The sequence below is a fragment of the Streptacidiphilus pinicola genome (assembly GCF_003258295.1).
Classification (GTDB): Bacteria; Actinomycetota; Actinomycetes; order Streptomycetales; family Streptomycetaceae; genus Streptacidiphilus; species Streptacidiphilus pinicola.
In genome coordinates, this window is record NZ_QKYN01000207.1 from 1 (window position 1) to 12,212 (window position 12,212).

Below are 12,212 nucleotides of genomic sequence, written 5' to 3' on the forward strand. Positions count from 1 at the left end.
GCGTCGCGCAGTGAAGCGCCCGCGCGGGGGAGCGCGCCCGCGCGCCCGCGGCCGCCCGCGCCGAGGCGGCCGGGGCCCGGTGGGGGCACGCTGCGGCTCGGGGAGCCGCGGAAGCGGCTGCGGGTGATGTGGGTCGCGCTCGGCGCGGTGTTCGCGCTGTTCGCCGGTCGGCTGGTGCAGCTGCAGTTCCTGGACTCCACCGCGCTCGCCTTCGAGGCCAAGGCCAACCAGTACGTCACCACCGCGCTCGCGGCGCAGCGCGGGACGATCACCGACGCCGACGGCAACGTGCTGGCGACCACCGTCACCGCCTACGACATCACCGCCGACCCGACCATGCTCACCCCCGAGCAGCTGCACACCACGGACGGCCCCGCGCAGGCGGCGGCGCTGCTCGCGTCGATCCTCGGGCAGGACCAGCAGAAGCTGCAGCAGGCGCTGACGGCGAAGAACCCGAAGACGGACATGTACCGTCTGGTCGCCAAGCAGCAGACGCCGCAGACCTGGGCCCAGATCACCGCGCTGAACAACCGGTTGGCGAACAAGGCCGGCTCCGGCCACTGCCTGGTGGAGAACACGCTCGCGCTGAAGGCCGGCGCGGACGGGCGGGTCGACGACGTCTGCGCCAACCCGGTCGCGGCGATCTTCCACGCTCGACACGACAAGCGGGTGTACCCGGACGGCGGCCTCGCCGCGAACGTGCTGGGGTTCGTCAACGCCGACGGCGTCGGCTCCGGCGGTCTGGAGCAGCAGTACGACGCGCTGCTGAAGGGCGTCGACGGCAAGCAGGTGTACGCGCAGGCGAACGGGCGCGAGGTGCCCACCGCGGGCGGCCAGCACGAGACCGCGCCGGTGCCGGGGTCGAGTCTGCGGCTGACGCTGGACCGGGACATCCAGTGGGAGGCGCAGAAGGCGATCTCCGACGAGGTGTCCAGGAGCCAGGCACTCGGCGGCTACGTCATCGTCCAGGACGTGACGAACGGCAAGGTGCTCGCCATGGCGACGGCCCCGGGCTTCGACCCGAACGACCTGGCGCACGCGGACCCGAACGCGATCGGCAACACCGCGCTGAGCGACGCGTACGAGCCGGGCTCGGTCAGCAAGCTGATGACGATGGCGGCGGTGCTGCAGCAGAACGTGGCGACGCCGGAGACGCACGTCACCGTGCCGGGCGCGCTGCCGCGCGCGGACCGGGTGTTCCACGACGACGTGGCGCACGGCACCGAGCAGCTGACGCTGAACGGCGTGCTGGCGCAGTCGTCCAACATCGGCACGATCCTCGCGGCCGAGCATCTGGGCAGCACCCAGTCCCAGGCCAACCAGGTGCTCTACGACTACCTGACGAAGTTCGGCATCGGCCAGCCCTCGGGGCTCGGCTTCCCGGGCGAGACGCAGGGCATCCTGCCGCCGCCGCAGAAGTGGAACGGCTCGCAGCAGTACACCATCCCGTTCGGCCAGGGCCTGGCCGTGAACGCGCTGCAGACCACCTCGGTCTACTCGACCATCGCCAACGGCGGCGTGCGGGTCGCGCCCACGCTGGTGGAGGGGATCACCGGGCCGGACGGCCGCTACACGCCGACGCCCGCGCCGGCCACGACCAGGGTGGTGAGCCCGGACGTGGCCAGGCAGTTGGCCGCGATGCTGCAGTCCGTCGTCGGCAGCGAGCAGGGCACCGGCACCATGGCGCAGATCCCCGGCTACCTGGTCGCCGGCAAGACCGGTACCGCGAACAGGGCCACGGCCTCCGGCTACAGCGGCTACACGGCCTCGTTCATCGGTTTCGCGCCCGCGGACAAGCCGCGGCTGACGGTCTCCTGCGTGATCCAGAAGCCGGTCGGCGCACACTTCGGCGGCGCCCTCTGCGGGCCGGTCTTCAAGCAGGTGATGGAGTTCGCGCTGAAGTCCCTGGACGTCCCGCCGACCGGCGCGCCCGCCGCGAACCTGCCGGTCAACTGGTGAGAAGCGTCATAGGAACGTGACAGTCGACGGAAATGGATGGCGATACCCTCACATGACCAGCACGGACGGCGGCATGCACATGGCAATGAACTCCCCACTTGGCTCCGAGAGCACCGGTACGGGTAACCTCACCGCCGTGCCCCATCGTGATCAGCCTTCGCTCCGTCCCCGGACCACCGACGGCCTCGCCCTCGCGCAGGTCGCCGCGCTGCTCGGCCTGGGTGTGTCGGGTGCCGCGGACGTCCTGGTCACCGGGATCACCCACGACTCGCGTGCGGTCCGTCCGGGGGACGTCTACGCCGCGCTGCCCGGCGCCAACGCGCACGGTGCTGACTTCGCCGCCCAGGCCGTCGCGGCCGGGGCCGTGGCCCTGCTGACCGACGCCGCGGGGGCCGAGCGCGCCGCCGAGGCCGGTGTCCCGCTGCTCGTGGTCGAGCAGCCGCGGGCCCGGGTGGGCGAGCTGGCCGCCGCGATCTACGGGCGCGCCGCCGAACAGCTGCTCTCCATCGGCGTCACCGGCACCAGCGGCAAGACCACCACCGCCTACCTGCTCGAGGGCGCGCTGCGCGGCGCGGGCCGCACGCCCGGCCTGCTCGGCACCGTCGAGATGCGGGTCGGCGAGACCCGGATCAAGAGTGAGCGCACCACCCCCGAGGCCACCGACCTGCACGCGGTCCTCGCGATGATGCGCGAGGCGGGCGCGGACGCGGTCGCCATGGAGGTCTCCAGCCACGCGCTGGTCTTCGGCCGGGTCGACGGCGTCGTCTACGACGTGGCCGTCTTCAACAACCTGACGCCGGAACACCTCGACTTCCACCCCGACATGGACGACTACTTCCGGGCCAAGGCGCAGCTGTTCACGCCGCGCCGGGCCCGCGTCGGCGTGGTCAACCTCGACGACCGCTACGGTCGCCGCCTGGCCGCCGAGTCCGAGATCCCGGTCGTCACCTACTCCGCCGAGGGTGACCCGGCCGCCGACTGGCGCGCCGAGCAGGTGCAACTGGGCCACGCCGACTCGCACTTCCGTGTCGTCGGCCCGAACGGCCTTGCCGCCGACGCCTCCTCGCCGCTGCCCGGCCCGTTCAACGTGGCCAACGCGCTGGCCGCGATCGCCGCCGCCGTCACCGCCGGGCTGCCGCTGGAGGCGGTCGTCGCCGGGGTCGCTGCGGTGCCGGGGGTGCCGGGCCGGATGGAGCAGGTGGACGCCGGACAGCCGTACCTCGCCGTGGTCGACTACGCGCACAAGCCGGACGCGCTGGAGGGTGCGCTGCGCTCGCTGCGCGAGGTGACCAAGGGTCAGGTCCTAGTCGTCGTCGGCTGCGGTGGCGACCGTGACCCCTTCAAACGCGGCCCGATGGGCGCCATCGCCGCCCGCTACGCCGACACCGCCATCCTGACCAGCGACAACCCGCGTTCGGAGGACCCGCTGGCGATCCTCGCCGCGATGCTCGGCGGCGCCGTCGAGGTGCCGGAGGCCGAGCGCGGGGACGTGCTGGTCGAGCCCGACCGCGCCCGCGCCATCGCGGCCGCCGTGGCCCGCGCCCACGCCGGGGACTCGATCCTCGTCGCCGGCAAGGGCCACGAGGTCGGCCAGTACGCCAAGGGCGAGGTCCGCCCGTTCGACGACCGCGTCGTGCTGCGCGACGCCATCACCACCACCCCTGCTACTACCACTGCCCAGTCCGCTCCCACGGACGTCGAGGAGTAGAGCCGACGTGATCCCCCTGACCCTCGCGGAGGTGGCCGAGGCCACCGGAGGGACGCTCGTTGACGCACCGGACCCGCAGGCGCGGGTCACCGGTCCCGTGGTGCACGACTCGCGCCAGGTCACGCCCGGCGCGCTGTTCGTCGCCGTGGTCGGTGAGCGGGTCGACGGCCACGACTACGCCGCGCGCGCCGTCACCGAGTCCGGTGCCGTCGCGGTGCTGGCGTCCCGTCCGGTCGGCGTGGCCGCCGTGCTGGTCGACGACGTGCTGGAGGCGATGGCCAGGCTGGCCCGCGCCGTCACCGCGCGCCTGACGGACACCACCGTCGTGGCGCTGACCGGCTCGACCGGCAAGACCAGCACCAAGGACCTCATCGCGCAGCTGCTGGGCGGTCAGGGCACCACGGTCTACACCGAGGGCTCGTTCAACAACGAGATCGGCTTCCCGCTGACCGCCCTGAAGGCGCAGCAGGACACCGAGTTCCTGGTGCTGGAGATGGGCGCGCGCGGCAAGGGCCACATCGCCGAGCTGTGCGGGATCACCCGGCCCAAGGTCGGTCTGGTCATCAACGTGGGCACCGCCCACCTGGGCGAGTTCGGCAGTCGCGAGGGCATCGCCGAGGCCAAGGGCGAGCTCGTCGAGGCGCTGCCCGCCGACGGCGTGGCGGTGCTGAACGGGGACGACCCGTTCGTGCGCGCCATGGCCGCGCGCACCAACGCGCGGGTCACCTTCTACGGCGAGGCCGCGGACGCGACCGTGCGGGCGGACGATGTCCGTTTCGACGAACTGCAGCGTGCCTCGTTCACTTTGAGCACACCCGGCGGTTCCGCGCCGGTGGCTCTGAAGCTCTACGGTGAGCACCACGTGAGCAACGCCCTCGCCGCCGCCGCGGTCGCGACCGAGTGCGGGCTGGGCGTCGAGCGGATCGCCGCCGCGCTGAGCGAGGCCGGGAGCCTGTCCAAGTGGCGGATGGAGCTGACGGAGCGTTCGGACGGCGTCACCGTGATCAACGACGCGTACAACGCCAACCCCGACTCGATGCGGGCCGCCCTGCGCGCGCTCGCCGCGATCGGCGGGAGGGGACCCGAGGCACGCCGCACCTGGGCGGTCCTGGGGGAGATGCGGGAACTCGGCGAGGACTCCCTCGCCGAGCATGATGCCGTGGGCCGGCTCGCGGTCCGGCTGAACATCGCGACCCTGGTCGCGGTGGGCGGCCGGGAAGCGGCCTGCATGGAGCTGGGCGCGAGGAACGAAGGTTCGTGGGGTGAGGAATCGGTGCTGGTGCCCGACGCGGATAGCGCGATCGAGCTGCTCCGGGAGCAGGTCCGACCGGGGGACGTGGTCCTGGTGAAGGCGTCCCGTTCGGTGGGTCTGGAGAAGGTCGCCGCGGCCCTGCTCACGCAGGACGCGGCCGGCACTTCGACCGGGGAGGCTGGTCGTTGATGAAGGCGATCCTCTTCGCCTCGGCGTTCGGCCTGTTCTTCTCGCTGGTCGGCACCCCGGTCCTGATCCGGATCCTGGCCCGCCACGGCTACGGCCAGATGATCCGCGACGACGGCCCGCAGGCGCACCACAGCAAGCGCGGTACCCCCACCATGGGTGGTATCGCCTTCATCCTGGCGACCCTGGTCGGTTACGCGCTGACGCACCTGATCATGGGCACCAAGCCCACCATCTCCGGCATGCTGGTGCTCTTCCTGTTCGCGGGCATGGGCCTGGTCGGATTCCTCGACGACTACATCAAGATCGTCAAGCAGCGTTCGCTCGGTCTGCGGGCCAAGGCCAAGATGGCCGGCCAGCTGATCGTCGGCATCGTCTTCGCTGTCGGCGCGCTGCGCTTCCCGGACCCGGCGGGCACCACCCCGGCCTCCACCAAGCTGTCCTTCGTGACCGACTTCGGCTGGTCGCTCGGCCCGGTGCTGTTCGCCCTCTGGGCGCTGTTCATGATCCTGGCCATGTCCAACGGCGTGAACCTGACCGACGGACTGGACGGCCTGGCCACCGGCGCCTCGGTGATGGTCTTCGGCGCCTACGTCTTCATCGGCATCTGGGAGTACGGCCAGACCTGCGCCACCGCGGCCACCGCCGGCGCCCAGTGCTACCAGGTCCGCGACCCGCTCGACCTTGCCGTCGTCGCCGCCGCGCTGATGGGCGCCTGCTTCGGCTTCCTGTGGTGGAACACCTCGCCGGCCAAGATCTTCATGGGTGACACCGGGTCCCTCGCCCTCGGTGGCGCACTCGCTGGTCTGGCGATCTGCTCCCACACCGAGATGCTGCTCGCCATCCTCGGCGGCCTCTTCGTGCTGATCACCCTGTCCGTGATCATCCAGGTCAGTTCGTTCCGGATGACCGGCAAGCGCGTCTTCAAGATGGCACCACTCCAGCACCACTTCGAACTGAAGGGCTGGTCGGAGGTGCTCATCGTGGTCCGCTTCTGGATCATTCAGGGTCTGTGCGTCGCCGTCGGGCTCGGCCTCTTCTACGCTGGCTGGGTCACATCCTGATGGGCGGTGCGGAGGGCGCGAGCGGTATGGACTGGGAGAACCTGCACGTCACGGTGGCCGGTCTGGGCGTCTCCGGCGTCCCCGCGGCCAAGGTGCTGCACGGCCTCGGCGCGGTGGTCACCGTCGTCGACGGCGGTGACGGCCCACGTCAGCAGGCCCAGGCCGAGGAACTGCGCGCGCTCGGCGTCACCGTCCGCCTCGGCGACGGCGACTCGCTGCCCGACGACACCGAGCTGATCGTCACCGCTCCCGGCTGGCCGCCCTACGCACCGCTCTTCCAGGCCGCGGACAAGCTCGACATCCCCGTCTGGGGCGACGTCGAGCTCGCCTGGCGGCTGCGCCGCCCGCACCCGGCGACGGGCGAGCCCGCGCCGTGGCTCGCGATCACCGGCACCAACGGCAAGACCACCACGGTCCGGATGCTCGCCTCGATCCTGACCGCGGCGGGCAAGCGCACCGCCGCCGTCGGCAACGTCGGCGTCTCCGTGCTGGACGCGGTGCTGGCCGAGGAGCCGTACGACGTCCTGGCCGTCGAGCTCTCCAGCTACCAGCTGCACTGGGCGCCCAGCGTGCGCCCCTACTCGGCGGTCGTGCTCAACCTCGCGCCGGACCACCTCGACTGGCACGGCTCCATGGAGGCCTACGCCGCCGACAAGGGCCGGATCTACGAGGGCAACGTCGTCGCCTGCGTCTACAACGTCGCCGATCCGGCGACCGAGCACCTGGTGCGCGAGGCCGAGGTCGAGGAGGGCTGCCGCGCCGTCGGCTTCACGCTCGGCGCGCCGGCCCTGTCCCAGCTGGGCGTCGTGGACGGCCTGCTGGTCGACCGCGCCTTCATCACCGACCGCCGCCACGCGGCCGCCGAGCTGGCCTCCGTCGAGGACGTGCAGCCCAGCGCCCCGCACAACGTTGCCGACGCGCTCGCCGCCGCCGCCCTGGCCCGTGCCTACGGCGTCGAGCCGCGCGCGGTCCGCGACGGTCTGCGGGCGTTCCGGCCGGACGCCCACCGGATCGCCTTCGTGGCGGAGGTGGACGGGGTCGCCTACGTGGACGACTCCAAGGCGACCAACCCGCACGCTGCGGCCGCCTCGCTGGCCGCGTACGAGTCGGTGGTCTGGATCGCCGGCGGCCTCGCCAAGGGCGCGGAGATGGGCGACCTCGTCGCCGCCGCGGCCCCGCGCCTGCGCGCCGCCGTCCTCATGGGCGCGGACCGCGCGGTCATCCGCGCGGCGCTCACCGAGCACGCCCCGCACATCCCCGTCTTCGAACTCCCCGACGGGGTGGTGGGCGCCGCCGCGATGGAGTCCGTCGTCGACGCGGCGGCGGGCTTCGCCGAGTCCGGCGACACCGTCCTGCTGGCCCCCGCCTGCGCGTCGATGGACATGTTCACCAACTACGGCGAGCGCGGCGACCTCTTCGCCGCCGCGGTGCACGCGTTGTAGGCAGCGCCTCCACGACCATCGGCGGGTGACCCGGTAGGGTCATTCGCCGATAGTCGTTGTACCGGGGAGAGGACCACCGAAGTGCCGGAAGCGAACGTCGCCACCTTCCGGTCCTACAGCCGGTTCTCGGGACTCCAGGCGGCGTGGAGACGGTTCCAGCGAGGGCTGGCACGGCCGTTGACGCCGTATTACCTGATCCTCGGTTCCTCCGCGCTGATTCTCGTCCTCGGTCTGATGATGGTGTTCTCCGCCTCGCAGATCCAGGCGCGGCTGGACGGGCTGCCGTTCGACTACTACTTCAAGAAGCAGCTCATCTCCGTCGTCATCGGCGCCGGCCTGATGTTCCTCGGCGTCCGGCTGCCCGTCAGGACCCACCGCGCGCTGGCGTATCCGCTGCTGCTCGGCGTCCTCGTGCTGCTGCTCGCGGTGATGGTGCCGGGCGTCGGCGTCGAGGTGAACGGCAACCGGAACTGGCTCCGGCTCGGCGGGTTCTTCCAGATCCAGCCCTCCGAGTTCGCCAAGCTGGCGCTGGTGCTCTGGGCCGCCGATCTGCTCACTCGTAAACAGCAGATGAAAACTCTCGGCGAGTGGAAGCACCTGCTGATCCCGCTCGTGCCGGTCGGCTTCCTGCTGCTCGCGCTGGTCCTCGCCGGCGGCGACATGGGCACCGCGATGATCATCTGCGCGCTGCTCTTCGGGCTGCTGTGGATGGCCGGCGCCCCCGCGCGCCTGTTCAGCGCGAGCGCACTGCTCGCGCTGCTGGCCAGCGCCGTGCTCATCATCACCGTGCCGCACCGGCTCTCCCGGCTGGGCTGCATCGGCGCGACGCAGGTCGGCGCGGACGGCTCCTGCTTCCAGGCCGTGCACGGCATCTGGGCGCTGGCGTCCGGCGGGATCTTCGGGACCGGGATCGGGGCGAGCGTGCAGAAATGGGGTCAGCTGCCCGAGCCGCACACCGATTTCATCTTCGCCGTGACCGGTGAAGAGTTGGGTCTGGCGGGGACGGTGTCGGTGCTCGTTCTCTTCGCGGCACTAGGGTATGCGGGTATCCGCGTGGCCGTACGCACGAAGGAGCCGTTCATCAGGTACGCAGCGGGAGGCGCCACCACCTGGATCATGGCCCAGGCCATGATCAACATCGGTGCGGTGCTGGGACTTCTGCCCATCGCGGGCGTCCCGCTCCCGATGTTCTCCTATGGCGGGTCCGCGCTGCTGCCGACCATGTTCGCGATCGGCCTGCTGCTCTGCTTCGCACGCAGCGAGCCGACTGCGAAGGCGGCGCTCGCCGCGCGGAGCAAGCGCAGGAGCAAGGGAAACAAGCAGGATCGGCGCCGGTTCCTCCGGCGGCCCCACAAGGAGCGGTGAATTTCGGTGCATGTGGTCCTCGCCGGCGGTGGTACCGCCGGTCATATCGAGCCCGCACTCGCGTTGGCTGACGCGTTGCGGCGCAACGACCCCACGGTCGGCATCACCGCGCTCGGGACCGAGCAGGGGCTGGAGACGCGACTGGTGCCCGAGCGGGGCTACGACCTGGCGCTGATCCCCAAGGTCGCGCTGCCGCGCAAGCCCTCCGGTGACCTGATCACCCTGCCGGGCCGGCTGCGCAACACCGTCAAGGCCGTCCAGGACATCCTGGAGCGCACCAAGGCCGACGTGGTCGTCGGCTTCGGCGGCTACGTCTCCATGTCGGCTTACTTCGCGGCCAAGCGCAGCGGCGTGCCGATCGTCATCCACGAGGCCAACGCCCGCCCCGGCGTCGCCAACAAGATCGGTTCCCGGTACACCGACTACGTGGGCGTGGCCACCCCGGACAGCAAGTTCCCGAAGGCCCGCTACATCGGCATCCCGCTGCGGCACACCATCGCCAACCTGGACCGCGGCGCGGCCCGCCCGCAGGCGCGGCAGTACTTCGGCCTTGAGCAGAACCTGCCCACCCTGCTGGTCTCCGGCGGCTCCCAGGGCGCGCGGCGCCTGAACGAGACGATCCAGGCCGTCGCCCCGCGGTTGCAGCAGTACGGCGTGCAGATCCTGCACGCGGTCGGCCCGAAGAACGAGCTGCCGCCGACGAACGACCTGCCGGGCATGCCGCCGTACCGCGCGCTGCCCTACCTGGACCGGATGGACCTCGCCTACGCCTCCGCCGACCTGATGCTCTGCCGGGCCGGCGCGATGACCGTGGCCGAGCTGGCGGCCGTCGGCCTGCCGGGCGTCTTCGTGCCGCTGCCGATCGGCAACGGCGAGCAGCGCCTGAACGCGCAGCCGGTCGTGCGCGCGGGCGGCGGTCTGCTGATCGACGACGCCGAGCTGACCCCGGAGTGGGTGCTGCAGAACGTCCTGCCGGTGCTGACCGACCCGCAGCGCCTGTGGCAGATGTCCCACGCCGCCGCCGAGTTCGGCCGCCGCGACGCGGACCAGTTGCTGGCGCAGATGGTGTACGAGGCGATCGACGCGCACCGGGGTGGCCGCAGGCGTGGCTGAGTCCGTCGGGGTCGAGGAGCAGGCCGAGTCGGTCGCCGATCAGGAGCGACCGCCCCGGCCCGGGCTCAGGCTGTCCCGCCGGGGGATCGTCGTGCTGTGCGGACTCGTCGTCGCGCTGCTGGGCACCGGTGTGTGGCTCGTCTGGTTCTCCTCGGTCTTCGACGTGCGCACGGTCACCGTGGTCGGGGTCCGGTCGTTGACGAAGGATCAGGTGCTGCGGGCCGCCCAGGTTCCGCTGGGCGGTCCGTTGGAGCGACTGGACACGGGGGCCGTGGAGGCGCGGGTCGAGAAGGCGCTGCCGCGCGTCGACCACGCCGACGTCTCGACGTCCTGGCCGCACGCGGTGCAGATCACCGTGACCGAGCGGAACCCCGTCGCCGCGGTCCGCGGCGACCACGGCGGATACACGCTCGAGGACACCACGGGCGTGCGATTCGCCACTCTCCCCACGCCGCCCGCCGGGGTGCCGGTGGTGCAGCTCGCGCTCTCGTCCTCGGGCCGGGGCGCGCTGGCGCAGTTTCCCGAGACGGTGCTGGTCGCGGGCGCGGTGGAGGTGGCCAAGTCCCTTCCGCCGGCCATCGCCAGGCGCACCTCCCAGGTGGTCGTGCACTCGTACGACGACATCGAGCTGACGCTCACCGGCCCTTCGGGCACGGTGTATTGGGGAAGTCCCGAACAGAGCCCGCGCAAGGCGGTCGTGCTCGCGGCGCTGTTGAAGCAGGACGCCAAGGGTTACGACGTGAGCGCACCGACCGATCCCGCACTGCGCTCTTGACGGACCGTCTGTTCTGCCCTGACGCTTGTTGACCCCCCGTGTACGTGCAGGGACCTTAGATCACATAGGCTCAACAATAAAAAGCCGCTTGCTCGGCGTGTCCGTTGAACCGGCAAGGCGCGATGCCTACTGTCCTAGTGACAGTGGATAATGCAGCAGTGACATAGCATTAACTCTAAACCTCATGTTTAGGGTGAGTAGACAGATCCGAGGCGAGAGGCCTTCGACGTGGCAGCACCGCAGAACTACCTCGCAGTCATCAAGGTCGTCGGTATCGGCGGCGGCGGCGTCAACGCCATCAACCGGATGATCGAGGTCGGGCTCAAGGGCGTCGAGTTCATCGCGATCAACACCGATGCCCAGGCGCTGCTGATGAGCGACGCCGACGTGAAGCTCGACGTGGGCCGTGAGCTCACCCGCGGTCTCGGCGCCGGAGCGAACCCGGAGGTCGGCCGCAAGGCGGCCGAGGACCACCGCGAGGAGATCGAGGAGGTCCTCAAGGGGGCCGACATGGTCTTCGTGACGGCAGGAGAGGGCGGCGGCACCGGCACCGGCGGCGCGCCCGTGGTCGCGAACATCGCCCGTTCGCTCGGCGCACTGACGATCGGCGTGGTCACCCGCCCCTTCACCTTCGAGGGACGCCGCCGCGCCAACCAGGCGGAGGACGGCATCGCGCAGCTGCGCGAGGAGGTCGACACCCTCATCGTCATCCCCAACGACCGCCTGCTCTCCATCTCCGACCGGCAGGTCAGCGTCCTCGACGCGTTCCGCAGCGCCGACCAGGTGCTGCTCTCCGGTGTCCAGGGCATCACCGACCTGATCACCACCCCGGGTCTGATCAACCTCGACTTCGCGGACGTCAAGTCCGTGATGAGCGGCGCGGGTTCCGCGCTCATGGGCATCGGTTCGGCGCGCGGCGAGGACCGCGCGAAGGCGGCGGCGGTCATGGCGATCTCCTCGCCGCTGCTGGAGGCGTCCATCGACGGCGCCCGCGGTGTGCTGCTCTCCATCTCCGGCGGCTCCGACCTCGGCCTGTTCGAGATCAACGAGTCCGCGCAGCTGGTCAGCGAGGCCGCGCACCCCGAGGCGAACATCATCTTCGGTGCGGTCATCGACGACGCGCTCGGCGACGAGGTCCGCGTCACCGTCATCGCCGCCGGCTTCGACGGCGGCCAGCCGACGCCGATCGTCCGCGAGCCGATCGTCCGCGCGTCGACCAGCGAGCGCCCGGCCACCACCCCGGACTTCCCGCGGGCCTCCGCGGGCTCCCCGGGGGCGGGTTCCACCGCGACCGGCCGCAGCATGCACACGCTGGGCAGCGTCCCCCGCGCCGAGGACACCCCGCGCC

General features: G+C 71.4%; 9 protein-coding genes. All 9 read left to right on the top strand.

Features of this window, described 5'->3' with window-relative positions; genetic code table 11:
- A partial coding sequence (locus tag DN069_RS36945; protein WP_111507637.1) for a peptidoglycan D,D-transpeptidase FtsI family protein occupies window positions 1-1,959 on the top strand: 1,959 nt, incomplete at its 5' end.
- Window positions 1,960-2,011: 52 nt separating this feature from the next.
- The gene (locus DN069_RS36950; RefSeq protein WP_111507631.1) at window positions 2,012-3,667 is read left to right on the top strand and encodes a UDP-N-acetylmuramoyl-L-alanyl-D-glutamate--2,6-diaminopimelate ligase; all 1,656 of its coding nucleotides are present in this window, start codon (window positions 2,012-2,014) and stop codon (window positions 3,665-3,667) included.
- A gap of 7 nt (window positions 3,668-3,674) precedes the next feature.
- Window positions 3,675-5,108, top strand: coding sequence for a UDP-N-acetylmuramoyl-tripeptide--D-alanyl-D-alanine ligase (locus tag DN069_RS36955; protein ID WP_111507632.1), 1,434 nt, complete (start codon window positions 3,675-3,677; stop codon window positions 5,106-5,108).
- Window positions 5,108-6,169, top strand: a complete 1,062-nt coding sequence (gene mraY, locus DN069_RS36960; protein WP_111507633.1) for a phospho-N-acetylmuramoyl-pentapeptide-transferase — start codon at window positions 5,108-5,110, stop codon at window positions 6,167-6,169. The genes DN069_RS36955 and mraY overlap by 1 nt, the downstream gene beginning before the upstream one ends.
- 26 nt (window positions 6,170-6,195) lie before the next feature.
- Entirely contained in the window at window positions 6,196-7,611 is a 1,416-nt protein-coding gene (gene murD, locus DN069_RS36965) for a UDP-N-acetylmuramoyl-L-alanine--D-glutamate ligase (RefSeq protein WP_243640291.1), read from the top strand.
- 81 nt (window positions 7,612-7,692) lie between these two features.
- Window positions 7,693-8,976 carry a putative lipid II flippase FtsW gene (gene ftsW / locus DN069_RS36970; protein WP_207892399.1) on the top strand — a complete coding sequence of 428 codons (1,284 nt, stop codon included), beginning with the start codon at window positions 7,693-7,695 and terminating at the stop codon, window positions 8,974-8,976.
- Window positions 8,977-8,982: 6 nt separating this feature from the next.
- On the top strand, window positions 8,983-10,089 hold the full coding sequence (gene murG / locus DN069_RS36975) for an undecaprenyldiphospho-muramoylpentapeptide beta-N-acetylglucosaminyltransferase (RefSeq protein WP_111507635.1): 1,107 nt from the start codon (window positions 8,983-8,985) through the stop codon (window positions 10,087-10,089).
- On the top strand, window positions 10,082-10,864 hold the full coding sequence (locus DN069_RS36980) for a cell division protein FtsQ/DivIB (RefSeq protein WP_165845805.1): 783 nt from the start codon (window positions 10,082-10,084) through the stop codon (window positions 10,862-10,864). Before murG ends, DN069_RS36980 begins: the two co-directional genes overlap by 8 nt.
- Before the next feature lie 228 nt (window positions 10,865-11,092).
- Window positions 11,093-12,212: cell division protein FtsZ (gene ftsZ / locus DN069_RS36985; protein ID WP_243640299.1), on the top strand; the 1,120-nt coding region annotated here is incomplete at its 3' end.

Coding starts and splice junctions, on each gene's coding strand:
- mraY (WP_111507633.1), top strand. CDS start 5,108: ATGAAGGCGATCCTCTTCGCCTCGGCGTTCGGCCTGTTCTTCTCGCTG.
- DN069_RS36950 (WP_111507631.1), top strand. CDS start 2,012: ATGACCAGCACGGACGGCGGCATGCACATGGCAATGAACTCCCCACTT.
- murD (WP_243640291.1), top strand. CDS start 6,196: ATGGACTGGGAGAACCTGCACGTCACGGTGGCCGGTCTGGGCGTCTCC.